Source organism: Rathayibacter sp. VKM Ac-2926 (assembly GCF_022815565.1).
GTDB classification, from domain to species: domain Bacteria; phylum Actinomycetota; class Actinomycetes; order Actinomycetales; family Microbacteriaceae; genus Rathayibacter; species Rathayibacter festucae.
This window is the reverse complement of sequence record NZ_JALGRS010000007.1, coordinates 1-24,356: the sequence shown is the minus strand read 5'-3', so window position 1 is coordinate 24,356 and position 24,356 is coordinate 1. Positions and strand designations below refer to the sequence as shown.

Below are 24,356 nucleotides of genomic sequence, written 5' to 3'. Positions count from 1 at the left end.
TCGACGCGCGGTTCGCTAGGCTGATTCCCAGTCGGGGTCAGTGCTGCCACCCGCATCGAGAGCGGGCACTTCGCGAGTAGCAGGGTGTTCGCATTGTCCATCCCTCTGGAGTGTTCACCGTGCCCAAAATCCTGATCGTCGGAGGCGGCTACGCCGGCTTCTACACCGCGTGGAAGCTGGAGAAGTACCTCCGCGCCAACGAGGCCGAGGTCACGATCGTCGACCCGCTGCCCTACATGGCGTACCTGCCCTTCCTCCCCGAGGTCGCCGCCGGCTCCATCGAGCCGCGCCACGCGATCGTCTCGCTGCGCCGCCACCTCAAGAAGACCGCGATCCTCGCCGCGAAGGTCACCAAGATCGACCACGCGTCCAAGACCGCGACGATCACCCCCACGGTCGGCGAGCCCTACGAGTTCGTCTACGACCAGATCGTCGTCACCGCGGGCTCCGTCTCGCGCACCTTCCCGATCCCGGGCGTCGCCGACAACGCGATCGGCCTCAAGACGATCGAGGAGGCGACCGCGATCCGCGACCGCATCCTCACCAACTTCGACAAGGCCGCGACCCTGCCGGCCGGCCCCGAGCGCTCGCGCCTGCTGACGGTCACGGTCGTCGGCGGCGGCTTCGCCGGCATCGAGGTCTTCGCCGAGCTGCGCTCCTTCGCGAGCGCGCTGCTCAAGCGCTACCCCGAGATCGACTTCGAGGAGACCAAGTTCCACCTCGTCGAGGCGATGGGGCGGATCATGCCCGAGGTCGCGCTCGAGACGAGCCACTGGGTCCTGAAGAACCTCGACCAGCGCGGCGCCACCGTGCACCTCGACACGCAGCTGAAGTCCGCCGAGGGCGGCGTCATCGAGCTGTCGACGGGCGAGACCTTCGAGTCCGACCTGATCATCTGGACCGCCGGCGTCATGGCGAACCCGTCGATCAAGAACTCCGACCTCCCGATCGAGGAGCGCGGCCGTCTGCGCGTGCGCGCCGACCTCCGCGTGGGCCACGACGACGTCATCGTCGAGGGTGCCTGGGGCGCCGGCGACGTGTCGGCCGTCCCCGACCTCACCGGTGGCGGCGTCGGCGGCTTCTGCGTGCCGAACGCCCAGCACGCCGTCCGCCAGGGCAAGCTCATGGCGACCAACATCATCGCGGTCCTCCGCGGCGAGGCGCCCAAGGACTACTTCCACAAGAACGCGGGAGCGGTCGCCGGTCTCGGCATCGGCATCGGCGTCTTCCAGTCCGGCAAGATCGCGATCAAGGGCTTCCCGGCCTGGGTCATGCACCGCGGCTACCACGGGCTCGCCATGCCCTCGTGGGAGCGCAAGTTCCGCGTGGTCTGGGGCTGGTGGAACAACCTCTGGCTCGGCCGCGACATCGCCTCGATCGAGGCCCGCGAGTACCCGCGCGGCTCCTTCGAGACCTACGCGTCGCGCCCCCGTCCGGCCGCTCCGGCCGCCGAGTCGGCTCCGGCCGGCACCCCCGGCCCGGCCGGCGCGCCGGTGACCGTGGGCGGCGAGCCCGCCAAGGCCTGACAGCACCCTCGGGCGGCGTGTGAGTGATCACGCCGCCCGGTGGTCGCCCCCATAGCCCAATCGGCAGAGGCAGACGACTTAAAATCGTCTCAGTCTGGGTTCGAGTCCCAGTGGGGGCACTCTCTCCGCGGCTGTTACGCCGCGCGTGCGTGCGCGGCCTTCTCGAGCGCCGCAGCCGGTAGCGCCCCTTCGAGGCTCGCTTCGTCGAGCAGGGCCGCCTCGAGGGCGGCGGTGATCTCGCCGGGGGCGCACTCGGCGCAGAGGACGACGAGCTCCTCAGAGCTCAGACCCTCGGGGTCCTCGCCGCCGGAGCGGTCCAGGACGACGGCATCGGTTCCGCAGCTTCCGCATTCGATCATGCGGGTACCGTACGTCCGACCTCCGACATCGCCGCGATGCGCGGACGGTGAGTCGCGCGGGAGTGCGAGAGTTCCGATCCGGGCCATCGGGCCGTGTCCGTTCCTGTCAATCGCTACGCCGGCGCCCGCCCTCGCATAGAGTCGTCGCCGGGCGGTCCTCGCCCGGACGGAGCGCTCGCGCCGCCGTCCCGGGGGCGGGCGTCCCGGTGGCGCCTCGTGGCGTCTCCTTCTTCTCGTGCCCTCGGGCACTGTCATGCATCACCCGGCGACGGGTGGTCGGGAGGCCTCCATGGGGAAGCTGCTCTACGGAGCCTCGGGTGTCGAGATCGAGTTCGACGACCGCACGCTCACGCACGTCCAGATCGTCATCGCCAACAAGCTGCGCCGCCGCGAGAGCTTCTTCTTCTCCTGGCGCGACGACCCGGCGGTCGGCGACGGCCGCTCCAGCATCTGGCTCGACCCGTCGGTCCCGCTCTACTTCAAGTACTTCGGCGGCCGGGTGCCGTCGATCAACCGCACCTGGATCGACCTGCTGACGGTCTCCGCGAACTCCTCCGGCGGGCTGCAGCTCGTGCAGGAGCCGGACGCCGCTCCCACCCCGCCGCCGAAGGGCGAGCAGGGCGCGTGAAGCGCGACGTCTCCGCCCGGCTGACCCTCGACGTCGCGCGACCCGCGACGCTCGTCTTCTCGATCGCGGTCGCAGAGGCCTACGGCGCTCCGGAGCGGCTGTCCCTCGAGCTGGACGGGCGCGAGGTCGCCGCCCGCGAGGTGCTCGACCAGCACGGCACCCGCCTGCACGTCCTCGAGGCGGGCGTCGGACGCCTCGTCGTCGACTACACCGCGAGCGTCGACGGTGTGCTGGAGCCGCTGCCCGGCGAGGAGGTCGACCGCCTGCGCTACCTGCGGCCGAGCCGCTACGCCGAGTCGGACATCCTGTGGGCGACCGCGCGTGCCGAGTTCGCGGGCCTCGAGGGCGCCGCCCTGCTCGCCTCGGTCAGCTCCTGGGTCGGCACCCGGCTCGCCTACGTGACCGGCTCGAGCCTCCCCACCGACGGTGCGGAGCGGACGCTGCTCGCCCGCCGCGGGGTCTGCCGCGACTTCGCCCACCTCGTGGTCGCGCTGCTGCGTGCGCTCGACGTGCCGGCCCGGCTCGTCGCGGTCTACGCGCCGGGGCTCGCGCCGATGGACTTCCACGCGGTCGCCGAGGCCTGGATCGAGGGCTCCTGGCGGGTGGTCGACGCGACCACGCTGGCGCCGCGCTCGAGCCTGGTGCGGATCGCCACCGGCCGCGACGCGGCGGACACGGCGTTCCTCAGCGTCTACGACGGCATCGCGACGCTGACCGACATGACCGTCGGCGCCGTGGTCGACGTGCTGCCGGACGACGACGTGCGCGAGCTCGCCGCGATCGGCTGAGCCCGCACCCGGGCCACCGGGCTCGATACCGCCCCGGCGCTACTCGCCGACGTCGACGAAGCGCCGCCAGGCCCAGATCGACGTGCAGACGGCCGTGAAGGCGATCACGGCGAAGAGCGCCGGCCCGCCGCCGCCGTCGGTCGCCCAGGCGGCGATCGTCGGCGTGAGGAGCAGGAAGAGGACGGTGCTCGCCAGCAGCGTCAGCCCGAGCCAGAGCACGGGCGACCAGCGCAGGATGCTCTGCCCGGCCGGCCGGCCGACCGGGAAGAGCAGCACGACGCTCGAGCCGACCGAGAGCAGCGTCGTCGCGCTGAGGATCTCGGTGGTGAGGACGGCGGCGAAGGAGCCGTCGGCGGGGACGGCCGCGGAGGCTCCCCAGGCGACGGCGGCGAGGCCGAGCAGGGAGACGATCCGCACGGTCGCGAGCTTGGCGCGCGCCACGGCCGAGGCGCCCTCGGGCAGGACGAGCCCGATCACCACTCCGAAGAGGAAGGCCGGGTCGAGGCCCGCGAACCGCGAGAGCAGTGCGGCGCCGGCCACCAGCAGCAGTGCGCGGGGCGAGGCGACGATGCGGATGCCCGGCAGGCCGAGCCGGCGCCCGACCAGGGCGGGGACCCCTGCGGCGACGGCGTTGACCAGGGCGACCGCGACGATCACCGCGATCAGCAGACGGAGGTACGCGGGCTGCCCGTCGATCCGGCCGGAGAGCAGCACGAGGCCGGCTGCGCAGCCGATCATGCCGACCACCATCGTCCGCGCGGAGACGGGCGCGGGGTCCGGCCTGTCGTCGTACTCCACGCTCGCGCGGTTGCGGCCGGTCAGGCGCCAGGTGCGCGGCTCGCGCGGCACCCGGCCGGCGACGGCCAGGCGGGCGGGGACGACGAGCAGGGCGAGGGAGGCGACCGCCAGCGCGAGCGAGCGCATCCAGTCGGCCATCGTGCCGATCGGAGCGCCGGAGGAGAGCGCCGTGGTCATCCCGGTGGCCGCGCTCCAGCCACCGGGCGCGGAGCCGCCGTCGGCGGGAGCGGGAGCGGGAGCGGTGGGGGGCGGGTCGCTCGGAGCGGCTCCCGGCGCCGGTGCAGCGGTGGCGCCGTCGGACGGGGCCGCCTCGGGCGCGGGCGCCGTCTGGCCCGGGCGCGCCGGGGAGGGCGTCGCGGTGCTTCCCGGCGTCGTCGGCCGCGCGGTCGGCGAGCCGGGTGCGGTGGTCGGCGTGCCGCCGCCGGGGGTCGCCGTGCTCGTGCCGGGAGCTGTCGCCGAGGGAGTGGCGGAGGGCGTCGTGGTCGCCGCCGAGAAGGTGGCGTCGATCCACGGGCTGCGCGAGCTGTAGTTGCCGGCAGCGTCGCCGGCGATCGCCGACACGCGGTGCGCTCCGGCCGTCACCGTGCCGCCGGTGCAGCTCCAGGCACCGCCGGTGATCGGCGCGTCGCAGGTGTTGACGAGGTCGACGTAGACGTAGACCCGCGTGCCCTCGGTGGCGGTGCCCGAGTAGACGGCGCCGGTGAGCGGCAGCGCGGCGCCCGGGCCGGGGGAAGCGAGGACCGGCGCGACCGGAGCTGCGGTGTCCACGACGAGCGAGACCGCAGCGCTCGCGGGCGAGACCGTGCTCCCGGCGAAGGAGGCGGACTGGGTCGCGGTCACCCGGTAGCTGCCGGGGGCGGGGGTGGGCGCGAGCTGGCAAAACCAGCGGCCCGCGCCGTCGGCGGTGGCGAGGCAGGAGGCGCCGCCGTCGGAGGTGACGGCGACGCTCGCTCCCGGGTAGGCGGTGCCGCTCACCGATCCGGCGGACGTCGCCGAGCCGTCGACCGACTCGATGACGGGAGCGCTGAGCACGGCGACCTCGGTGCGGGCCGAGGTGGTGCCGCCCGCGGCGAGGAGCTCGACCGCCGTCAGGCGGATCCGGCCGTCGTCGAGGTCGAGCAGGCAGCTCCAGGTGTCGTCGGCCTCGACGGTGGTGATGCAGAGCGGCTCGCTGCTGCCGGTGAGGCCGATCTGGATCTGATCGCCGGCCGTGCCGGTGCCGGTCGCGGTGACCGCGCCGCTCGGCAGCACGGTGCCGGAGGCCGGGGAGGTGATCGTGAGGGGTGCGGCGGCCAGCGCGCTCGGCGCGGTCAGGCCGGCGGCGGCGCCCAGCGCGACGAGCAGCACGAGCAGGAGGGCGGCCGGACGGCGGCGCGACGAACGGGGGGAGCGGCGGAGGCGACCCGTCGGCACGGCCGACGGACCCCTCGTCGCGGAACCCCCCGGAACAGACGCGGCGACACTCGGAATCACGGTGCGTCCATTGCACGGGGGCGCACGGGTGGTGTCAAGCGCGGCGCGCCCCCGTTGCCGGATGTACACCGAAGGGCGGATCGGCCTCCTCCGCCCGGGGGAGCGGCTGGTCGGAGCGGGAGAGCGCTTCCGCGACAATATACCCATCGACGAGTCGGAGGAAAGATGAGCGAGGACGCAGCACGCGGACGCGATCGGCAGCAGGTGCGCGCCGAGACCGCGCGCTTCGACGACCCGCGGGAGCTCGGGCGGCTGCTGCCTCCGGGACTGCGGATCGGACTCGCGCAGAGCGCCTTCCAGACGGAGGGCTCGCTCGAGGCCGGCGGTCGCGGCCGCTCCGTCTGGGACGACTTCGCCCTGCGGCGCGGCACGATCGCCGAGGAGGCGACGCCCGAGTTCGCCACCGACTTCGTCCTGCGCTGGCGCGAGGACCTCGCCCTGCTCGTCGACCTCGGCGTCGACGAGCTGCGGCTCTCGATCTCCTGGACCCGGCTGCAGCCGGACGGCCGCGGACCGATCGACCGCGGCGGCCTCGGCTTCTACGACCGCCTCCTCGACGAGCTCGCCGGAGCCGGGCTGCGGATCGCGCTCACCCTGCAGCACCGCGACACCCCCTCCGCGCTCAGCGGGGGCTGGATGAACCGCGACACGGCCTTCCGCTTCGGCGACGTCGCCTTCGAGATCGGCTCGCGGCTCGGCGACCGGGTGGCGGACTGGATCACCCTGGATCAGCCGTCGACCGTGTTCCTCGAGGGCTACGCGCTGAAGAACCAGGCGCCGGGCGCGGGGCGGTTGTTCAGCGCGCTGCCCGCGCTGCACCACCAGCTGCTCGGGCACGCGGTCGCGGTCGAGGCGCTCCGCTCCGCCGACCTCGCCGGGCGCATCGGGCTCGTCGACGCGCAGGCCGTGGTCGAGCCGGCGAGCGAGTCGGAGCGGGACGGCGCGTGGGCGGCGCTCGCCGACGTCCTGCAGAACCGGCTCGTCGCCGACGCCGTGCTCACCGGCGTCTATCCGTCGGGGCCGGAGGAGCTGCCGCCGTTCCTCGCCCCGCTCGCGGGGGTCGATCCGGTGGATCTCGCCCGCATCAGTGCCCCGCTCGACTTCTACGGGGTCGCGCCGCTGGCCCCGCAGCGGATCGCCGCCGGACGCGACCCGGCGCTGCCGACCGGGCCGGGTGCTCCGCCCGCTCTGCCGTTCCACGCCCGCCCGTGGCCGGAGCTCGACCGGACCGGTGACGGCTCGCCGTTCGCGCCGTGGGCGCCGGTGGCGGTGCTGCGGAGCCTCGTCGAGCGCTACGGCGACGCGCTGCCGCCGCTGGTGCTGACGGAGCTCGGCGCGAGCTATCCGGATCTGCCGGACCGGCAGGGCGCGATCGTCGACACGGAGCGGATCCGCTGGATCGGCGCGCACCTCGGGGCGCTCGCCGAGGCCGTGCACGAGGGCCTGCCGCTGGAGGCCGTTCAGCTGTGGACGCTGGTGGACGCCTTCGAGTGGCAGCACGGCTACACCCGGCCGCACGGGCTGGTGGCGCTGGACTCCCGCAGCCGCGACCGCGTGCCGAAGGCCTCGTTCGACTGGCTGCGGCGCGTGCTCGACGAGCGCTCCTGACGGCGACTGGCCGCGGGTCTCGATACGCCCCTCCGGGGCTACTCGACCAGCATGGAGTGCCCTGCAGGGGTGCTCGACCAGCATGAGTCGGGGCTGCTCGACCAGCATGGGCCGAGGCCGCTCGAGCAGAAGGGGGGGCCGGTCCGGCGTGGGAGACTGCCGCGATGCGCAGCCTTCTCGCCCTCGCCTCGATCCTGCACGCCGAGCCCGCCGTGGTGCTCGCCGCGCTCGCCGACGTGCTCGCCGCCGACGACGGGCCGGCGTTCGCGCGCTCGGCGGACGGGCTCGAGCGGCGGCTGCCGGTCGTCGGCCTCGAGCAGTGGCGGGTGCTGGCGGACGAGGAGGGCTCGCGGGTCGAGTGCGAGCTGGTCGCGTCGGGAGCCTCGTCCGCACTTGCGGGGGTGCTGGCCCGACGCCGGATCCGGGACGCGCCGGAGCGCTTCCGCACCGTGGTCACCGCCGTCGCGGACGTCGTCGAGCCCCGAGCCTGAGTGCCCCCCGCACGGGGAATGCACGACCCCCGCGCGCTGTTGTCCTCGATAGCGGGGTGGGGCCCGAGTGCCTCGCCCATCGGATCGCTCGGAGGAGCTCGAGGCAGATGGCAGGAACAGGAATGAGCAAGGGACGGGGAGTGCGCGGCGCCGACGAGGAGATCGTCTACCGCCGTCACGCGAACGGACGCGGCATGGTCGCTCCGGGATCGCGCGTCTCCGCGTCGGCGTACGTCGAGACCGGCGCCTACGTCGAACCCGGCGCCACCGTCGGGGAGCGGGCGTGGATCGGCGCCGGCAGCTGGGTCGACCGCGACGCGATGATCGGGCACAGCGCCTTCATCGGCGCGAACGTCCACGTCGGCCCGGAGGCCATCATCGGCCCCGGTGCCCGCATCGGCAGCTACTCGCGGATCGGCGGCTCGGCCGTCGTCGCGACCGGCGCGCGGGTCGACCGCGACACGGTCATCACCCCGGGCAGCCGGTTCGGCACCGACGACGGCGTCCGCGAGATCGGCCGCCGCGCCGCGTAGGCCCGCACGACCCCACGACCCTGTTCCGCCCGACCTCGGCGCTCCCAGAGCGGCACCGAGGCGGCGGAATAGGGTCGTTCCATGTTCGAACTCCATCACCTCAGCGCCCAGGAGCAGTGGGACTGGCTGCAGCGCGGCGAGATCACCCCGCTCGAGCTGACCGAGCACTACCTCGCCCGGATCGAGCGCTGGAACGGGGAGCTCGGCGCCTTCACCACCGTGACCGCGGACGCGGCGCGGGCCCGGGCGGCCGCGATCGACTCCGTGCCGCGCACCGCGCTGCTCTGGGGGCTGCCGAGCGGCGACAAGGACCTCTGGCGCCGGGCCGGCGTCCGGACCACCTTCGGCTCGCGGCTGCGCGAGTCGTTCGTCCCCGACGCCTCCGACGAGATCGTCCAGGTGCTCGACGCGGCGGGGGCGATCAGCCTCGGCAAGACGGCTGCGCCCGAGTTCGGCATGCCCTCCTACACCGAGAACCTCGTCGGGCCGCCGACGGTCACGCCCTGGGACACCTCGCGCGGCGCGGGCGGGTCCAGCGGCGGCGCGGCGAGCGCGGTCGCGGCGGGTCTGCTCCCGTTCGCGCCGGGCTCCGACGGCGGCGGCTCGATCCGCATCCCCGCCGCCGCCTGCGGTCTGGTCGGTCTCAAGCCCTCCCGCGGCCGGGTGCCGGCGCTGTCCGGAGTGGGGGGAGTGGGCGGCCTCGTCGTCGCCGGTCCGCTGACGCGCTCGGTGGCGGACGCCGGGATGCTGCTGGAGGGGATGCTCGAGCGTCGCAACGGCGTCGTCCCGCAGCGCACGGCGCTGACAGCGCCGGGGGACGGCGACGGCTCCTTCCTCGGTGCCGCCGTGCGCGGGGAGGGCCGGTTCCAGATCGGCGTGCTGACGGCCTCGCCGTGGGACGAGGAGTACGACATCGGGCTCGCTCCGGAGGCGCGCGCCGCTCTGGACGAGGGGATCGCCGCCCTGTCGGCGCTCGGCCACGGACTCGACGACGCGGTGCTGCCGCCGTCCGCCGCCTACCCCGACGCGTTCCGGCTGCTCTGGCAGAGCGGGGCGTCGACGCTCCCCGTCGCGGGCGACGAGCTCGAACTGCTGGAGCCGCTCACGCAGTGGCTGGTGCGGGAGGGACGGAAGCGCTCGGCCCGCGAGATCGTGGAGGCGGCGGGGGTGCTGTCGGCCTATGAGCGCGCGGTGATCGCCGCCTTCTCGCCGTTCGACGCGGTCCTGACGCCGTCGATGACGATGACGCCGCGGCCGGTCGGCTGGTACGACGCCGAGGATCCGGAGCGCAACTTCGAGCAGCAGGTGCGCTACACGCCGTACACCTCGTTCGTGAACGTGAGCGGCCTGCCCGCGATCGCGCTGCCGCTGAGTGTCACGGCGGACGGCCTGCCGATGGGGATCCAGCTGATCGGGCGCCCCGGCGGTGAGGCGGTGCTGCTGTCGATCGGCGCGCAGCTGGAGCGCCGGGCGCGCTGGCAGCGGCGGCACCCGCCGCAGTGGTGAGGCCCGGGGAGCCGGGCGCCGCCGACACCCGGCGAACGGGCAGCTCCGCACCCTTGGCCGGTCAGGTTAGGCATGCCTATACTTACTTCCGATGTGCATGTTCGAGGGACGAGACGGCTCGGAGCCGGTCGACGTCAAGCAGTTCCTGATTGCGGGTGACGAGACCGTCGTGCCCTGGATCCAGAGCATGCTCGACGCGCTCCCCGCGAACGCCCGCGGCCAGGTCTTCGTCGAGGTCGACGACGCCCGCGGCCTGCCGCCGCTCTCGGCGCCCGGCCGCGTCTGCGTCACCTGGCTCGGCCGCTCGCAGCGCTCCGGCGCTCCCGGCACCGGTCTCGCCTGTGCGCGCGGCGTCGCGCTCGACCGCGCGGTGCGCGCCTGGATGGGCGAGATGTCCGTCGTCGACGGCGACTACCCGTGGGCGGACGACCGGCACGACTTCTGCGCCTGGATCGGCGGAGAGGGCGCCGTCGTCGCGGAGCTCGCCGCAGATGTCGACGCCCGCCTGCGGGTGTCCGCGGAGCACGCCGCTCGCTGAGAGCCACTCAGGATTAGGTAAGGCTTACCTTCTCTGTGAGACTGGACAGGTGCCTCCGCTGACCGAAGCCCCCGCCCGCCCGGCCTACCGGCCGTACCTCGCGACCGTCGCCCGCGCGACCCGGATCGCGCCGCACTTCATCCGGATCACGCTGACGGGTGACGATCTCGGCTCGGTCGGCTGCACCGGCCCGGACCAGAGGATCAAGCTGGTCGTGCCGACGCCGACCTCGAGCGCGCACGACTTCATGGCCTCGATCGCGGACGAGAGGGGGCCGGACGGCCTCGCTCCTGACTGGTACACCCGCTGGCGCGAGCTGCCGGACGCGCTGCGGAACCCGCTGCGCACCTACACGATCCGCGCGACCCGCCCCGAGCTGGCCGAGGTCGACGTCGACTTCGTCGCACACGGCGACACCGGCCCCGCCTCCGCCTGGGTCGAGTCGGCCCGCGTCGGCGCGCAGGTCGTCATCATCGCGCCCGACACCCGCTCGGAGCTGGCCGGCGGTGGCGTCGAGTGGCACCCGGGTGCCGCGACGACGCTGCTGATGGCCGGCGACGAGACCGCGGTCCCCGCGATCAGCGCGATCCTCGAGAGCCTCCCCGCCTCGGCGACGGGGGCCGCCTTCCTCGAGGTGCCGAGCGCGGCGGACGTCCTGCCGCTCCAGCACCCCGCCGGAGTCCGCGTGCACTGGCTCGTGCGCACCGGGACGACGCCGGGAGCGCAGCTCGGCGACTCCGTCCGCGGCTGGGCGACCCGCTTCCTCACGGCGCATCACCGCGGGGTCGAGGTGTCCGACGTCGACGTCGACAGCGAGATCCTCTGGGAGGTGCCCGCGGAGCGCACCGACCCCGGCCTCTACGCCTGGATCGCCGGCGAGGCGGGCGCGATCAAGCTCATCCGCCGCTGCCTCGTCACCGAGCTCGGCGTCGACCGGACGCGCGTCGCCTTCATGGGCTACTGGCGGACGGGACGCTCCGAGGCCAACTAGCCTCGCGCCGAGTCCCCTCCGCCCTCAGAGTGCGGCGGGCACGCCGACCAGGCGGCTGGAGAGTGTCCAGAGGTCGCGGCCGAGCTGACGGTCGCGGGCCTGCGCCGCCACGGAGCCGACGGCGCGGAGTCCGTCGAAGTAGCTGCCGCTCGCCGCGCCGACGTCGGGCTCGGACGCCAGCGTGATCAGCGGGACGGCGCCCGCCTCGGCGGAGATGCCCGGCGACCCGCTCAGCGACAGCAGCGACATCAGCCGCGAATCGGCGCCGAAGCCGGTCGCGACGACGCCCGGGTGGAACGAGTAGGCGTCGACGGCGGTCGGCAGCAGGCGCTCGGCCAGCTCGCGGACGAAGAGGATCGTGGCGAGCTTCGAGGTGCCGTAGGCGCGCCAGCCGCCCAGCCACGGCCCGCGCCGGCGGTCGAGGTCGTCGAGCGAGAGCCTCCCGATCCGGTTGGCGGCGCTCGCGGTGGAGACCACGCGGGCACCGGGGCGCTCGCGCCCGGTCTCGATCAGGCGGGGGAGCAGGAGGCGGGTCAGCAGGAACGGGGCCAGGTGGTTGCTCTGGATCGTCCGCTCGTGCCCGTCGACCGTCTCGCCGCGGTGCGAGACGAGCCCGCCGGCGTTGTTCGCGAGCACGTCGATGCCGTCGTAGCGGGCGAGCAGCGCCGCGGCGAGGTCGCGGACGTCGTCGAGACGGTCGAAGTCCGTGACGAACGGGTCGCCGCCGATCTCGTCGGCGACCGCTCGGGTGCGCTCGGCGTTCCTCCCGACGACGGCGACGCGGGCGCCGGCCGAGGCCAGCGCGGCGGCGGCGACCCGTCCGATGCCGGAGCTCGCCCCGGTGAGGACGACGACGCGCCCCGTCTGATCAGCGACCACGGACGTAGCCGCCCTTCTCGAGGCCGGCCTCGATCTCGAAGCGGTTGCGCAGCGGGTCGCGGCCGGCGACGAAGTACATCAGCGGGAACCACATGCCGAAGGTGCGCCACTGCACCTTGTGCACGGCCTCGTGCTCGAGCACGCGGTCGGAGACGTTGCTGTCCGTCAGGTAGCTCGTGCCGACGCAGGAGCCGCCGCGGCCGAAGGCCCACGAGGGCAGGCCGGTGAAGACGACGAGCCCGTTGCGGCGCTCGATCGGGCCCGTGCTCCAGAGCGCGCCCCAGGCCAGCCCGACCGCGCAGGCGAAGAGGTAGCCGGGCCGGGTGATCGCCGGGTCGAGGGCGACGACCGCGACCGCGCGCCGCAGGGCGCTCACGCGCTGTCGCGCCCGTAGGTCTCGAGCAGGCGCAGCCAGACCTCGCTGATCGTCGGGTAGGAGGGGACCGCGTGCCAGAGGCGGGACAGGGGGACCTCGCCGACGACGGCGATCGTCGCGGAGTGCACGAGCTCGCCGACCTCCTTGCCGACGAAGGTGACGCCGAGCAGGACCTTGCGGTCCTCGTCGACGACCATCCGGGCTGTTCCCTTGTAGCCGACGGCGGCGAGCGAGGCGCCGGCGACGGAGCCGATCTCGTAGTCGACGACCCGGGTGCGGTAGCCGGCCTTCTCGGCCGCGGCGGCGGTGAGGCCGACGGAGGCGACCTCCGGGTCGGTGAAGACGACCTGCGGCACGGCCTCGTGGTCGGCCGTGGCGACGTGGGCGCCCCAGGGCGCGTCCTTCACCTCGCCGCCGGTGCTGCGGGCGACGATCACGTCGCCGGCGGCGCGGGCCTGGTACTTGCCCTGGTGGGTGAGCAGCGCGCGGTGGTTGACGTCGCCGACTCCGTAGAGCCAGGGCGAGCCGGAGCCGACCGGGGAGCCGTCCTCGCCGAGCACGAGCATCGTGTCGTCGACCTTCAGAGAGTCGCCCGGCTCGAGCCCGACGATCTCGAGGCCGATGTCGCGGGTCTGCGGGGCGCGGCCGGTGGCGGCGAGGATCTCGTCGGCCTCGACGACGTCGCCGCCCTCCAGGGTCACGGCGACGGTGCCGTCGGCGCGGCGCTCGACGGACGCGGGGGAGCCGCCGATCCGCACGTCGACGCCCAGCTCGCGGAGGGCGTCGCCGACCAGCTCGCCGGCGAACGGCTCGAACGGGGCGAGCAGCCCGCTCCGGGCGAGCAGGGTCACGGTGGCGCCCATGCCGGCGTAGGCCGTCGCCATCTCGCAGGCCACGACGCCGCCGCCGATGACGACGAGGCGGTCGGGGACGATCTCGGCGCTGGTCGCCTCGCGGCTGGTCCACGGCGAGGCGGCGCGCAGCCCCGGGATGTCGGGGACGACGGCACTGGTGCCGGTCGCGACGGCGACTGCGCTCCGGGCGTGCAGGACGCGGACGGAGCCGTCGGGGGCGGTGACGCTCACCTCGCGGACGCCGCTGAGGCGGCCGTGGCCGCGGACGAGCTCGATGCCGGCGCCCTCGAGCCACTGGACCTGGCCGTGGTCGTCGAAGCCGCTGGTGACGGAGTCGCGGTGCGCCAGGAGCGCGGCGATGTCGACGCCGCCGGTGACGGCCTGCGCCGCTCCCGGGAGGTCGCGGGCGGCCCGCAGCGCCATCGGCGCGCGCAGCAGCGCCTTGGACGGCATGCAGGCCCAGTAGGAGCACTCGCCGCCGACCAGCTCGCTCTCCACAATCGCGGCGGTGAGGCCGCCCTGCACGGCGCGGTCGGCGATGTTCTCGCCGACCGGCCCCGCGCCGATGACGATCAGATCGAAGGTGTCGGTCGCTGCGGTCTCGCTGGCGGCGTCGGTGCTCGGCGTGGTCATAGTCTCTCCGGATCGTTCTCGGGGGCGGATCGCCCGTTCTGTCCTGGACTCCGGCGCCGTGCGGCCCGGAGGACGTCCTCAGTGCGCGGGCACGATCTCGGCCCGCCAGCCGTCGTAGCGGCCGCCCTCGCGCTCGACGACCTCGATCACCTGGCGGAGGAAGGCGGTCGTCGCCTCCTCGTCCACCGCGGCGTGGTGGCTCGCGACCAGCACGAGGCGCAGCCGCAGGCGCGAGATCGCGATCTCGAAGCCGGAGGCGACGAGCGCCCGCCCGGCCCGGCGCGCCCTCGTGCGTCGGGAGAAGACGGCGAAGTGGTCGACCTCGCGCAGCTCCCAGACCTGGTCGCCGTAGCGCAGGCGGACCTCGAGCTGCTGGGCGGCGCGCTCGCGCTGGGCCTCGAGGACGGACAGCTGCCGGGCCGCGGGACCGGCGGTGCCGGTGGTGGTCGGGACGGACGTGGTCACGGGTGCCTGCTCGCTCATCGGCCGGTGAACTCCGCTCGGGTGCGGGAGAGGAAGGCCTCCATGCCGATCCGCGCGTCGTCCGACGCGGCGAGGCGCGCCAGCTCGGCGGGCAGAGCAGCGGCGGCCTCGGCGTCGGAGGAGGCGACGGCGAGGCGGGCGCTCGCGAGCGCCGCCTGCACGGCGAGCGGAGCCTGCGCGGCGATCCGCTCGGCGATCGCTCGGGCCGCCTCGGCGACGGCGCCGTCGGGCACCACCTCCTGGACCAGGCCGATCCGGTGCGCCTCGCGGGCGTCGAACTCGTCGCCGGTGAGGATCCAGCGCATCGCGTCGCCCCAGCCGGCCGCGCGCGGGAAGCGCAGCGTGGCGCCGCCGAAGGGGAGGATGCCGCGCGCGACCTCGATCTGCCCGAAGCGGGTCGACTCCTCGGCGAGGACGACGTCGCTCGCGAGGGCCAGCTCGATGCCGAGGGTGAGGCAGGTGCCCTGCAGCCCGATCACGACGGGCTTGGCCACCGGGCGGGTGCGGATCGCCCACGGGTCGAGCCCGCCCTCCGGCACGAAGTCCAGGCCGTCGCCGCCGAGCCGCGGGCCGATGTCGGCGAGGTCGAGGCCGGCCGTGAAGTGGGCGCCCTCGGCGAGGACGACGCCCGCGCGCAGCTCCGGATCGCGGTCCAGCTCGCCGTAGGCGGCGGCCAGCTCGCGCAGCAGCCGGAAGTCGGCCGCGTTCCGCTTCTCGGGCCGGTCGAGGACGATCTCGAGCACGTGCCCGCGCCGTTCGGTGCGCACACGTCGCCGGTCGTCGCTCATCGGTCCTCCGCTCGGGTCGCGTCCGTCCATCTTGCCCGGTGCCGCCGACACCGGGTCGCGGCGGGGCGCCGATTCGGAGTCGCCGCTCAGGCCGACGACGTGCCGGCCGGTGCTCGGACGGCGCGGAGTGCTCAGACGCCGCGGGTCGTCGCGCCGACCAGGCGGAGGATCGTCGGCAGGTCGTCGACCGCGGCGGTCGGCGAGGACGGCGCGAAGGAGGTGAGGCCCGCGCCCGCGAGCGGGAACCGGGCCCGCAGCGCGGCGAGGCACTCGACCAGCCGCGAGGCAGGGACGCCGAATGGCACGGGGTCGAAGAGGCCGGCGACCTCGGCGGGGTCGAGGACGTCGAGGTCGATGTGCACGTAGACCGAGCCGGCACCGGTCGCCTCGACGGCGGCGACGAGCGCCTCCGGATGGAGCGCGTCGACGCCGAGGTGGGTGGCGCCGCGCTCGAGCAGTCCGTCGAGCTCGCCCGGGTCCGAGGCGCGGACGCCCGCGAGCACGACGTGCTCGTCGGCGATCCGGTCCGCGGCGGACGCGCTGAGCAGTCCGACGCCGCGGCCGAGGACGGCCGAGAGCACCATGCCGCAGAACGCGCCGCTCGGCGAGGTCTCCGGGGTGTTCGCATCGGGGTGCGCGTCGAGCCAGACCAGGGCGACCGGCTCGGGGGAGGAGCGGACCGCGTGCCCGATCGCCGCGAACTCCACGCCGCAGTCGCCGCCGATCGTCACGATCGGCCCGGGACGGCCGGCCAGCGCCTCGCGGACCCGCTCGGCGGTCACGGCGACGGACGCGTAGCGGCGGACTCCGGTGTCCTGCGCGTCGCCCGCCTCCGGCGGGACGTCGACGACGACCGTGGCGGAGGAGGGCAGATCGCCGCGGATCGCCTCGGCTCCGTCGACGAGGCGCATGGCCCGCGTCGAGGCGGACCCCTGCCACTGGGGGACGACGAGGAAGGAGGCCATGGCTCTCACTATGGCACGCGGCTCGCGGGGGCCGAGGCTCCGCCCGATCAGGCCGCGGGGAGCTCGCCGGGCACGCCCGCGAGCGGATCCGCGGACGGCGCCTCGGGACCGTCGAGGTCGAGCAGCGCCTCGTCCAGCGCGGAGCGGGCGCGGTCGTCGGCCGCCCTCGCCTGCTCGAGCGCTGCGGCGGGATCGGCCGCCGCGAGGTGCAGGGCGGCGTCCAGCTGGGCGCGGGTCTCCTCGGCGAGGATGCGCGGCGCGGCGGTGATCCGCTCGCCGTGCACGGCCGCCAGCAGGGCGACCGCGTCGGCCCCGAGCAGGGCGACCGTGCGCGCGCCCTCGACCAGGAGCAGCTGCCGCTCGGCCTGCGCCCGCGGCTCGCGGTAGCCCGCCACCACGGCGTCCAGCGCGGCGTCGGCCTCCAGCAGCAGGGCGAGCACGGCGGAGGGGTCGTGGCGGACGTCCGAGGCGCGCGCGTCGTCGGCGCTGAGCAGCAGGCCGGTCGCGGCGGCGCAGGCGGTCGCGACGTCGGCGGCGGAGGCGAGCTGCGCGGTGGTCCGGACGCCGGTCAGGGTGGCTGCGCGGTCGAGGTCGTCGCGCACCGAGCGCTCCAGCGCGCTCAGCTGGGTCTCGGCGCGCTCGAGCAGCACCGTCTGCGCCTCGGCGGCGTCGAGCAGCGCAGCCGCGGCGGCGTCGTCGCGCTCGCCGGCCGCCTCGATCGCCTCGCGGAGCGGACGCACCTGCCGCTCCGAGGTGGTGCCGGCGAGGACGGAGACATCGGCGCGGGATCGGTGCAGCCGCTCGGGGAGGGACGGGGGCGGCGAGGTCACTCCGTGATCGTACGGGGCCTGTGTTACCGACCGTGTCGTCGCGACTCGACCCGCTGCCCGCCCGTGCCCAGGATGGAGGCATGCCAGGAACGCTCGCCATCGTCGAAGTCGCCTCGGCGCGCCCCGGACGCGACGAGTACCACGCCTACGTGCAGATGCTCAACGGCCGCATCCTCGGCCTCGCCCGCGAGCTCGGCTGGGAGGCGGAGCGCTTCGCCGCGGAGGACCTCGGCACCGCGCGGCTGCTCGAGCGCACGCTCGGCGCCGACGCGATCGTGCTGGCCGGCGGCGAGGACATCGCCCCCGAGCGCTACGGCGTCGCCCGCGGCTACGCCGGCGAGGGCCCGCACGCGGAGCAGGCCGACGCCGCCCAGATCGCCCTGGTGCGCCGGGCGCTGACCCGCCGCACCCCGCTGCTCGGCATCTGCCGCGGACTCCAGATCGTCAACGTCGCCCTCGGCGGCACGCTCGTCCCGGACCTCGGCCCGGAGGCCGGGCACCTCAACGCCGACGCACCGGTGCACGAGCGCATGCACCGGCACGACGTGGTGCTCGCCGCGGACTCGACCCTCGGCGGCCTCTTCGGCGCGGAGGCGCTCGCCGTGCAGAGCGCCCACCACCAGGCGGTCGACGCCCTCGCCCCGGGCCTCCGGGTCGTCGCCCGAGCGGAGGACGGCGTCGTCGAGGCGCTCGAGCACCGCGAAGCGCCGATCGTCGGCGTGCAGTGGCACCCGGAGGACCCGGCGGCGCCGGCCGGGCAGCTCGCCGTCCTGCTCGAGGGGCTCGCCCGCGCCGTCGCCCGGCAGAACCCGGTCGAGGCCGTCGCCGCCTGAGCGACGCCGGACCCGACCCGGAGCCGTCCGGGTAGGGCCTCAGCCGGCGAGCCGCGCCATCCACGCCTCGATGTCGTCGGCGGAGCGGGGGATGCCGGCCGAGAGATTCTCGGCGCCGTCGGCGGTCACGAGGACGTCGTCCTCGATCCGGACGCCGATGCCGCGCAGCTCCTCGGGGACGGTGAGGTCGTCGGGCTGGAAGTAGAGGCCCGGCTCGATCGTGAAGACCATGCCGGCCTCGACGATCCCGTCCAGGTACATCTCGCGGCGGGCCTTCGCGCAGTCGTGCACGTCGAGGCCCAGGTGGTGGCTGGTGCCGTGCACCATGTAGCGGCGGTGCTGCTGGTTGTCGGCCTCGAGCGCCTCCTCGGCGCTCACCGGCAGCAGTCCCCACTCCGCGGTGCGCCGGGCGATCACGGCCATGGCGGCGGCGTGCACCTCGCGGAAGCGGATGCCGGGCCGGACGATCGCGAACGCGGCGTCGGCCGCCTCCCGCACCGTCTCGTGCACGCGGCGCTGCGCCTCGGTGTAGCGGCCGTCGACGGGGAAGGTCCGGGTGATGTCGGCGGTGTAGTAGCTCTCCTGCTCCACGCCGGCGTCGAGGAGCACCAGGTCGCCGGGGCGCACCGGCCCGTCGTTGCGGGTCCAGTGCAGGATGCAGGCGTGCGCGCCGGCGGCGGCGATGGTGTCGTAGCCGACCGCGTTGCCGTCGGCGCGGGCGCGGCCGTTGAAGACGCCCTCGATCAGGCGCTCGCCGCGCTCGTGCCGGACGATGCGGGGCAGGTCGGCGAGGACGTCCTCGAAGCCGCGGGCGGTGGCGTCGACGGCGGCGCGCAGCTCGGCGATCTCGTACTCGTCCTTGACCAGGCGCAGCTCGGAGAGGTCGCGCTCGAGGGCGTCGCCGCGCTCGTTGGCCCGGGTCTCCGCGCCGGGCGACTGCGCGTTCACGCGCGCGGTGACCACGGGGTCCGCCTCGCGGAGGACCGCGACCGGCGCCTCGCCGGCGTCCAGGACGGCGTCGAGCTCCGCGATGCCGCGGGTCTCGAGTCCGAGGTCGGCTGCGACCTGCGCGAGGGAGGGCCGGGGGCCGATCCAGAACTCGCCGATCTCGGAGTTCGCGTAGAACTCGTCGGAGTCGCGGCCCGCCCGCTCGCGGAAGTAGAGCGTCGCGGTGTGGCCCTCGCCCGCGGGCTCGAGCACCAGGACGGCGCCGGGCTCCGAGTCCGAGCCCCAGCCGGTCAGCCAGGTGAAGGCGGAGTGCGCGCGGAAGGGGTAGTCGGTGTCGTTGGCGCGCTGCTTCAGCCGCCCGGCCGGCACGATCAGCCGGACGCCGGTGTGCAGGGCCGAGAGGCGCTCGCGGCGGCGCGCGGCGAAGACGGCCTGCTCGCGCGGCTCGGGGAGAGCGTCCTCGCGCTCGGCCCAGCCGGACGCGATGAAGTCGCGGAACCGGTCGGAGCCGGGGGTCGTGGAGCGGTTCGTGGTCGCGCGCGGCGCGGGGGCGGCGGCGACGGTCTCCGGTGCGGCGGTGGTGGTCTGCTCGTCCGTGTTCGTCATGCCGCCATTCTCCTCCCTGCGCCTGACACGGCGACCGGGGGCAGGGTCAGGCGGCCGGGGCAGCGGTCAGGACGACTCCTTGACCATCCCGCGGACCGAGAGCTGCGCGATCACCGGGCGGTGGTCGCTGCCGGCGTCGTCCTGGTCGTTGAGCACGTCGAAGCCGGAGACGTCCCAGCGACCGGAGAACAGCACGTGGTCGATCGGGGCGGCGAGGGCCGGCGGGAGGCTCGTCGGCCAGCTGCCGACCGCCGCGGCGTTCGCGAGCCGGCCGGCGTCCGCGCAGCCGCCGAGGTCGGAGTCGCCGGGGAGAGCCGACCAGTGGTCGAGCGTGGAGTTGAGGTCGCCCAGGACGACGAGGTCCTCCTCGGCGGTGCAGAGGTCGGCGAGCCTGGCCAGGTCGCTGCGCCACTCGGTCGCCTGAGCGGGCAGCGGAGCGGTGGTGTGCACGGCGGCGATCACCGGGCGGTCCGGGGTGTCGGGGCGGGCCACGAGGGACGCGCTGGTCGCGGTCGGCGTGCTCGCGGCGTCGACCGAGTAGCCGCCGAGGGTGGGAGAGAGGAGGAGGGCGGTGCCGTCGCTGGGACCGGAGCCCGCGACGAGATGGAGGGTCATCGGCCGGCCGGCGGCGGCGAGCACGTCGACGACCTGCTGGGCGCGCTCCTGGGACACCTCGAGCAGCGCGACCGCGTCGGCGGCGTTCGCGTTCGCGAGCGCGGCGACCGTCTCCGCGGGGACGCCGTCGTGCAGGAGGTTCCAGCTCAGGACGCGCAGATCGCCGAGGCGGTGCGCGCGGGGCGGGGCGGAGTCGTTGCCGCGGACCGCCTGCAGGCCGCCGAGCACGAGCGCGAGGGCGACGCCGAGGGCGCCGAGGACGAGGGCGAGCCGGCGCACGGGCTCGACGAGCACCGCGACGACGACGAGGACGACGGCTCCGGCGACCGCGGCCAGGGCGGTGGCGGCGCGGAACGAGACCAGCTGCGCGAAGGGCGTCTGACCGGCGAGGCCGAAGAAGCCGGGTGCCGCGACCACCAGCAGCACGATCGCCACTGCGAGCGCCACCGCGAACTTGACCAGTCGTGTCCCCATCCCGGCCCAGGCTAGGGCATCGGTCCCGGGGAGTCCGCAGGACGCGCGTCTACGATGGCCGGATGCATGTCCCCGGAGGCGGGTACGACCTCCACACCCATTCGCTCGTCTCCGACGGCACCGAGCCGCCCGAGGTGCTCGTCCGCGCGGCCACCTCGGCAGGTCTCGGCGGCGTCGCGCTGACCGACCACGACACCACCCGCGGCTGGGCAGCGGCGATCGCCGCGGCCGAGGAGGCGGGCATCGATCTGCTGCCCGGGATGGAGCTCTCCTCGAGGGTCGGCTGGGCGAGCGTGCACGTGCTCGCGTACCTCCCCGATCCGGAGGACCCCGGCCTCGTGGCCGAGACCTCGCGGATCCGCTCGGAGCGCTCGCACCGCGCGCAGGCCATCGTCGCGGCGATCGCGGCCGACTACGACCTCACCTGGGACGACGTGCTGGCGCAGACCAGCCCCGGCACCACGATCGGGCGCCCGCACATCGCCGACGCCCTGGTCGCCCGCGGGCTCGCGACCGACCGCTCGGCGGCCTTCGCGGGGATCCTCGACTGGCGCGGGGGCTACTTCCAGCCGCACTACGCTCCGGATCCGGTCGAGGCCGTGCGGCTCGTGCGGGCCGCGGGCGGCGTGCCCGTGATCGCGCACCCCGCCACGAGCACCCGCGGCATCGCGATCGAGTCGATGCTGCCGGAGCTGGTCGACGCGGGGCTCTTCGGCCTCGAGGTCGAGCACCGGGAGAACACCGCCGCGGGCAAGCGGCGACTGCGCGAGCTGGCCTCGCGGTACTCCCTCGTCACCACAGGGTCGAGCGACTACCACGGCACCGGCAAGCCGAACCGGCTCGGCGAGAACACGACGGAGCGCGCGACCGTCGACGCGATCCGCGGGGCGGCGCGGGCGGGCTGAGCCGCGCCGTCGGCACGGCGGGGTGGGTCTCGATACGCCGCTGCGCGGCTACTCGACCAGCATGCTTCTCACGCCGATCGAGCAGCCCGCGGAGCGGTCCCGCACGCTGATCGAGTAGCCCGCGGAGCGGGCGTATCGAGATCCACCGGCGTCAGAAGCCGGCGCTCCTGAAGGCCGGGTCTCGATACGCTCCTGCGGAGCTGCTCGACCAGCATGCTTCTCCTGCCGATCGAGCAGCCCGCGGAGCGGTCTTCCATGCTGATCGAGTAGCCCGCGGAGCGGGCGTATCGAGATCCGCGGCCGCTGAGACCTACGCCGAGCCGTCCGGGCGGGGGCTGCGGCGGCGCTGGCGGGTGCGGCGGCGGGGCTCGCTGTTGCCGTCGTGGTGCTCCTTGCTCTCGCTCGAGGGGGCCTGGCCGGTCTGCACCGGCTCGCCCTCGGTGGCGGCGGGAGCGGTCTCGGCGGCGTCACCGCGGCTGCGGCGGCGCGGCTCGCGGCCGCCCTCGCGCGGCTCCCGCGGCTCGCGCTGACGGGGAGCGCGCTCGGGGCGGGCGTCCGCCTTCGCCTCGGCGGGGATCGGGGTCGGCTTCAGCCGGCCCTTCGTCCCGACGGGGATCGCCAGGTCCTCGTAGAGGTGCGGCGACGAGGAGTAGGTCTCGACCGGGTCGGGCTGGCCGAACTCGAGCGCGCGGTTGATGAGGGCCCACTTGTGCAGGTCCTCCCAGTCGACGAAGGTGACGGCGATGCCGGTCTTGCCGGCGCGGCCGGTGCGGCCGACGCGGTGCAGGTAGGTCTGGTCGTCGTCCGGGATCGTGTGGTTGATCACGTGGGTGACGTCGTTGACGTCGATGCCGCGGGCGGCGACGTCGGTCGCGATCAGGATGTCCTTCTTGCCGGCCTTGAACGCGGCCATCGCGCGCTCGCGCTGCTCCTGGTTGAGGTCGCCGTGCACGGCGGCGGCGTTGAAGCCCCGGTCGTTGAGCTCCTCGACGATGCGGGCGGCCGCGCGCTTGGTGCGGGTGAAGATGACGGTCTTGCCGCGGCCCTCGGCCTGCAGGATGCGGGCGATGACCTCGTCCTTGTCGAGCGAGTGCGCCCGGTAGACGATGTGCTTGATGTTCGCCTGCGTGATGCCCTCGTCGGGGTCCGTCGCGCGGATGTGGATCGGCTTGTTCATGAAGCGGCGGGCGAGGGCGACGATCGCGCCGGGCATCGTCGCCGAGAAGAGCATCGTGTGGCGGGTGGCCGGGGTCTGCGCGAAGAGCTTCTCGATGTCGGAGAGGAAGCCGAGGTCGAGCATCTTGTCGGCCTCGTCGAGGACCATCGTCTGCACGCTCGCGAGCGAGAGCAGACGCTGACCGGCGAGGTCGAGCAGGCGGCCCGGGGTGCCGACGACGATCTGCGCGCCGGCCTTGAGCTGCTCGATCTGACCCTCGTAGGCCTTGCCGCCGTAGATCGAGACGATCTTGGTCGGCCGGTTCGAGGCGGCGAGCTCGATGTCCTCGGTGACCTGCACGGCCAGCTCACGGGTCGGCACCACGATCAGCGCCTTGACGCCGGGCTCGGGGTCGTTGCCGAGGGCCTGGATGAGGGGGAGGCCGAAGCCGAAGGTCTTGCCGGTGCCGGTCTTGGCCTGCCCGATGATGTCCTGCTTCTGCAGGGCCAGCGGGATGGTCTGCTCCTGGATGGGGAACGGCTCGAGGATGCCCTTGGCGGCGAGTGCGGCGACGATGTCGTCGTCGATGTTGAGGTCGGAGAAAGTCACGGAGTGAAGCGCCTGTCGTGTCGAACGGTCCACGCCCCTGTACGACTCGGGCGCAGGGTCACCGATCCAGCGCCGGTGACATCCCGGCGAGTCTACCGCCACGGGGGTCCTCGGGCCCGGAACCGCGGGCGGCGCGCGCTCTACACTGATCGGATGGCAGCCTGGTTCCGACGTCGACGTCCGCTCGGCGAAGCCCCCCGACTGACCCCGCGCGGAGAGTCGACGAGCAAGCGCGATCGCGTCGATCTGGCCGACCTGAGCCCCCAGCTGCTGCCCTACCTCGGCCAGGTGGCCTACCTCCAGCTCGCCGTCTTCGAGGCGCTGGCCCGCGGGGTGGCGGGCACGGACGACCTCGCCGACAAGGAGGCGATCTCGGCCGCCGCCGGCACCGCGCTCGCGAAGCACCACGCGGTCGTGGCCGAGCTGCGCCGGCGCGACGTCGAGCCGAGCGAGGCGATGGCGCCGTTCCGGCCGGCCATCGACACCTTCGAGCACCTCACCCGCGGCGCCGACCTGCACGAGACGCTGCTGTCGGCGTACATCACCGCCGGGCTGCTCGACGACTTCTTCATCCGGCTCACCGGCGGGCTGCCGAACGACGTCGGCCCGCGGATGGCGCAGACGCTGGGCGCCGACACCGGCGTCGACGGACTGGTCGCGATCCTCCGCCGCGAGATCGCCGCGGACGAGCGCCTCGGCTCCCGGCTCGCGGTCTGGGGGCGCCGGCTGGTGGGCGACACGCTGCTCGTCGCGCGCTCGGCGCTGATGGGCTCGGGCAACCCCGACTCCGACGAGTCCCGGATCGAGCCGGTCTTCACCGAGCTCATCGCCTCGCACACCCGCCGGATGGACGCGCTCGGCCTGACGGCCTGAGGCCCCGGCGCGGCTGTCGAACGGGGTCCGTCGCCTCCGGCTCGCGTAATCACCTCCGGCTCGCGGGCTTCGCCCGTTCCCGCGTGCCCGAGGGAGATCCGCGTGCCGGAGCTCGGCCTGTGCCGCGCCTCATGCTGGTCGAGTAGCCCCGGAGGGGCGTATCGAGACCCACGTCCTCCGGAGAGTGGGTTCTGCAGACCCGACTCCCTGCGGTGGTGGATCTACTTGGAAAGGGATGGTGACCTTTCACGCGGTTCTGGGGGTGAGGGTGACGTCGTAGCCGAGGGTCG

At 74.5% G+C, this 24,356-nt stretch carries 24 protein-coding genes and 1 tRNA gene; 13 read left to right on the top strand and 12 right to left on the bottom strand.

The annotated features are described in order from the left end of the window. The first annotated feature begins 119 nt into the window (after window positions 1-119). Both MT351_RS11255 and MT351_RS11250 read left to right on the top strand, forming a co-directional pair. Window positions 120-1,526, top strand: a complete 1,407-nt coding sequence (locus MT351_RS11255) for an NAD(P)/FAD-dependent oxidoreductase (RefSeq protein ID WP_123705592.1) — start codon at window positions 120-122, stop codon at window positions 1,524-1,526. Window positions 1,527-1,571: 45 nt separating this feature from the next. Continuing rightward, window positions 1,572-1,645 (top strand) — tRNA-Leu (locus MT351_RS11250). A gap of 15 nt (window positions 1,646-1,660) precedes the next feature. On the opposite strand, the gene MT351_RS11245 is transcribed toward MT351_RS11250, so the two are convergent. After that, window positions 1,661-1,885: a hypothetical protein gene (locus MT351_RS11245; protein ID WP_123737713.1), complete on the bottom strand. Its 225-nt coding sequence runs from the start codon at window positions 1,883-1,885 to the stop codon at window positions 1,661-1,663. Window positions 1,886-2,174: 289 nt separating this feature from the next. Here MT351_RS11245 and MT351_RS11240 point away from each other — a divergent pair, with 289 nt between their 5' ends. Next, the gene (locus tag MT351_RS11240) at window positions 2,175-2,513 is read left to right on the top strand and encodes an ATP-dependent DNA ligase (RefSeq protein WP_068211888.1); all 339 of its coding nucleotides are present in this window, start codon (window positions 2,175-2,177) and stop codon (window positions 2,511-2,513) included. After that, complete coding sequence (locus MT351_RS11235) at window positions 2,510-3,301, top strand: transglutaminase family protein (protein ID WP_123447608.1); 792 nt, start codon at window positions 2,510-2,512, stop codon at window positions 3,299-3,301. The genes MT351_RS11240 and MT351_RS11235 overlap by 4 nt, the downstream gene beginning before the upstream one ends. Before the next feature lie 39 nt (window positions 3,302-3,340). Here MT351_RS11235 and MT351_RS11230 read toward each other — a convergent pair whose 3' ends face one another. Beyond that, window positions 3,341-5,512, bottom strand: a complete 2,172-nt coding sequence (locus MT351_RS11230; protein ID WP_243582210.1) for a hypothetical protein — start codon at window positions 5,510-5,512, stop codon at window positions 3,341-3,343. A 225-nt stretch (window positions 5,513-5,737) separates the two neighbouring features. Here MT351_RS11230 and MT351_RS11225 point away from each other — a divergent pair, with 225 nt between their 5' ends. From MT351_RS11225 to MT351_RS11200, 6 genes are all read left to right on the top strand, one after another. Then, entirely contained in the window at window positions 5,738-7,180 is a 1,443-nt protein-coding gene (locus MT351_RS11225) for a glycoside hydrolase family 1 protein (RefSeq protein WP_166674141.1), read from the top strand. Window positions 7,181-7,344: 164 nt separating this feature from the next. Further along, window positions 7,345-7,671 (top strand): hypothetical protein, encoded by a 327-nt coding sequence (locus tag MT351_RS11220; protein ID WP_123737710.1) that lies wholly within the window; start codon window positions 7,345-7,347, stop codon window positions 7,669-7,671. 122 nt (window positions 7,672-7,793) lie between these two features. Continuing rightward, window positions 7,794-8,204, top strand: a complete 411-nt coding sequence (locus tag MT351_RS11215; RefSeq protein WP_133963110.1) for a transferase — start codon at window positions 7,794-7,796, stop codon at window positions 8,202-8,204. Between the two features lie 81 nt (window positions 8,205-8,285). Then, window positions 8,286-9,710, top strand: coding sequence for an amidase (locus MT351_RS11210; protein WP_243582209.1), 1,425 nt, complete (start codon window positions 8,286-8,288; stop codon window positions 9,708-9,710). Between the two features lie 97 nt (window positions 9,711-9,807). Next, the gene (locus MT351_RS11205; RefSeq protein ID WP_159422291.1) at window positions 9,808-10,248 is read left to right on the top strand and encodes an SIP domain-containing protein; all 441 of its coding nucleotides are present in this window, start codon (window positions 9,808-9,810) and stop codon (window positions 10,246-10,248) included. Between the two features lie 49 nt (window positions 10,249-10,297). Next, window positions 10,298-11,239, top strand: coding sequence for a siderophore-interacting protein (locus tag MT351_RS11200; RefSeq protein WP_243582208.1), 942 nt, complete (start codon window positions 10,298-10,300; stop codon window positions 11,237-11,239). Between the two features lie 24 nt (window positions 11,240-11,263). Here MT351_RS11200 and MT351_RS11195 read toward each other — a convergent pair whose 3' ends face one another. The 7 genes from MT351_RS11195 to MT351_RS11165 all read right to left on the bottom strand — a co-directional run bounded on the left by MT351_RS11195 (window position 11,264) and on the right by MT351_RS11165 (window position 17,047). Then, on the bottom strand, window positions 11,264-12,118 hold the full coding sequence (locus tag MT351_RS11195) for an SDR family NAD(P)-dependent oxidoreductase (RefSeq protein ID WP_243582207.1): 855 nt from the start codon (window positions 12,116-12,118) through the stop codon (window positions 11,264-11,266). After that, window positions 12,108-12,494, bottom strand: coding sequence for a Fe-S oxidoreductase (locus tag MT351_RS11190; RefSeq protein ID WP_123447600.1), 387 nt, complete (start codon window positions 12,492-12,494; stop codon window positions 12,108-12,110). The genes MT351_RS11195 and MT351_RS11190 overlap by 11 nt, the downstream gene beginning before the upstream one ends. Then, window positions 12,491-13,981, bottom strand: coding sequence for an NAD(P)/FAD-dependent oxidoreductase (locus tag MT351_RS11185; protein ID WP_243582206.1), 1,491 nt, complete (start codon window positions 13,979-13,981; stop codon window positions 12,491-12,493). Before MT351_RS11185 ends, MT351_RS11190 begins: the two co-directional genes overlap by 4 nt. A 78-nt stretch (window positions 13,982-14,059) precedes the next feature. Beyond that, window positions 14,060-14,446 carry a ribonuclease E inhibitor RraB gene (locus MT351_RS11180; RefSeq protein WP_243582205.1) on the bottom strand — a complete coding sequence of 129 codons (387 nt, stop codon included), beginning with the start codon at window positions 14,444-14,446 and terminating at the stop codon, window positions 14,060-14,062. A 14-nt stretch (window positions 14,447-14,460) separates the two neighbouring features. Continuing rightward, on the bottom strand, window positions 14,461-15,252 hold the full coding sequence (locus MT351_RS11175) for a crotonase/enoyl-CoA hydratase family protein (RefSeq protein ID WP_243582204.1): 792 nt from the start codon (window positions 15,250-15,252) through the stop codon (window positions 14,461-14,463). Between the two features lie 131 nt (window positions 15,253-15,383). Continuing rightward, the gene (locus MT351_RS11170) at window positions 15,384-16,217 is read right to left on the bottom strand and encodes an arginase family protein (RefSeq protein ID WP_207901801.1); all 834 of its coding nucleotides are present in this window, start codon (window positions 16,215-16,217) and stop codon (window positions 15,384-15,386) included. 47 nt (window positions 16,218-16,264) lie between these two features. Beyond that, window positions 16,265-17,047 carry a hypothetical protein gene (locus tag MT351_RS11165; protein ID WP_207901799.1) on the bottom strand — a complete coding sequence of 261 codons (783 nt, stop codon included), beginning with the start codon at window positions 17,045-17,047 and terminating at the stop codon, window positions 16,265-16,267. An 80-nt stretch (window positions 17,048-17,127) separates the two neighbouring features. On the opposite strand from MT351_RS11165, the gene MT351_RS11160 reads away from it, so the two are divergent. Beyond that, window positions 17,128-17,880, top strand: a complete 753-nt coding sequence (locus MT351_RS11160; protein WP_132437745.1) for a gamma-glutamyl-gamma-aminobutyrate hydrolase family protein — start codon at window positions 17,128-17,130, stop codon at window positions 17,878-17,880. 39 nt (window positions 17,881-17,919) lie between these two features. On the opposite strand, the gene MT351_RS11155 is transcribed toward MT351_RS11160, so the two are convergent. Continuing rightward, on the bottom strand, window positions 17,920-19,434 hold the full coding sequence (locus MT351_RS11155) for an aminopeptidase P family protein (protein WP_132437746.1): 1,515 nt from the start codon (window positions 19,432-19,434) through the stop codon (window positions 17,920-17,922). A 66-nt stretch (window positions 19,435-19,500) separates the two neighbouring features. Next, complete coding sequence (locus MT351_RS11150) at window positions 19,501-20,523, bottom strand: endonuclease/exonuclease/phosphatase family protein (protein WP_243582203.1); 1,023 nt, start codon at window positions 20,521-20,523, stop codon at window positions 19,501-19,503. Window positions 20,524-20,585: 62 nt separating this feature from the next. On the opposite strand from MT351_RS11150, the gene MT351_RS11145 reads away from it, so the two are divergent. Then, a complete protein-coding gene (locus MT351_RS11145) occupies window positions 20,586-21,428 on the top strand; it encodes a PHP domain-containing protein (RefSeq protein ID WP_243582202.1) in 843 nt (280 codons plus the stop codon). 310 nt (window positions 21,429-21,738) lie between these two features. Here MT351_RS11145 and MT351_RS11140 read toward each other — a convergent pair whose 3' ends face one another. Continuing rightward, the gene (locus MT351_RS11140; protein WP_243582201.1) at window positions 21,739-23,193 is read right to left on the bottom strand and encodes a DEAD/DEAH box helicase; all 1,455 of its coding nucleotides are present in this window, start codon (window positions 23,191-23,193) and stop codon (window positions 21,739-21,741) included. A 153-nt stretch (window positions 23,194-23,346) separates the two neighbouring features. Between MT351_RS11140 and MT351_RS11135 the strand changes: the two genes are divergently transcribed. Further along, window positions 23,347-24,066 carry a ferritin-like fold-containing protein gene (locus MT351_RS11135; RefSeq protein ID WP_123447589.1) on the top strand — a complete coding sequence of 240 codons (720 nt, stop codon included), beginning with the start codon at window positions 23,347-23,349 and terminating at the stop codon, window positions 24,064-24,066. Window positions 24,067-24,356 lie beyond the last annotated feature (290 nt).

Excerpts from the sequence above, each read along its gene's own strand:
- MT351_RS11135 (WP_123447589.1), top strand. The coding sequence starts at position 23,347 with ATGGCAGCCTGGTTCCGACGTCGACGTCCGCTCGGCGAAGCCCCCCGA.
- MT351_RS11220 (WP_123737710.1), top strand. The coding sequence starts at position 7,345 with ATGCGCAGCCTTCTCGCCCTCGCCTCGATCCTGCACGCCGAGCCCGCC.
- MT351_RS11210 (WP_243582209.1), top strand. The coding sequence starts at position 8,286 with ATGTTCGAACTCCATCACCTCAGCGCCCAGGAGCAGTGGGACTGGCTG.
- MT351_RS11185 (WP_243582206.1), bottom strand. The coding sequence starts at position 13,981 with ATGACCACGCCGAGCACCGACGCCGCCAGCGAGACCGCAGCGACCGAC.
- MT351_RS11240 (WP_068211888.1), top strand. The coding sequence starts at position 2,175 with ATGGGGAAGCTGCTCTACGGAGCCTCGGGTGTCGAGATCGAGTTCGAC.
- MT351_RS11175 (WP_243582204.1), bottom strand. The coding sequence starts at position 15,252 with ATGAGCGACGACCGGCGACGTGTGCGCACCGAACGGCGCGGGCACGTG.
- MT351_RS11245 (WP_123737713.1), bottom strand. The coding sequence starts at position 1,885 with ATGATCGAATGCGGAAGCTGCGGAACCGATGCCGTCGTCCTGGACCGC.
- MT351_RS11170 (WP_207901801.1), bottom strand. The coding sequence starts at position 16,217 with ATGGCCTCCTTCCTCGTCGTCCCCCAGTGGCAGGGGTCCGCCTCGACG.
- MT351_RS11145 (WP_243582202.1), top strand. The coding sequence starts at position 20,586 with ATGCATGTCCCCGGAGGCGGGTACGACCTCCACACCCATTCGCTCGTC.
- MT351_RS11160 (WP_132437745.1), top strand. The coding sequence starts at position 17,128 with ATGCCAGGAACGCTCGCCATCGTCGAAGTCGCCTCGGCGCGCCCCGGA.
- MT351_RS11205 (WP_159422291.1), top strand. The coding sequence starts at position 9,808 with ATGTTCGAGGGACGAGACGGCTCGGAGCCGGTCGACGTCAAGCAGTTC.
- MT351_RS11155 (WP_132437746.1), bottom strand. The coding sequence starts at position 19,434 with ATGACGAACACGGACGAGCAGACCACCACCGCCGCACCGGAGACCGTC.
- MT351_RS11225 (WP_166674141.1), top strand. The coding sequence starts at position 5,738 with ATGAGCGAGGACGCAGCACGCGGACGCGATCGGCAGCAGGTGCGCGCC.
- MT351_RS11215 (WP_133963110.1), top strand. The coding sequence starts at position 7,794 with ATGAGCAAGGGACGGGGAGTGCGCGGCGCCGACGAGGAGATCGTCTAC.
- MT351_RS11150 (WP_243582203.1), bottom strand. The coding sequence starts at position 20,523 with ATGGGGACACGACTGGTCAAGTTCGCGGTGGCGCTCGCAGTGGCGATC.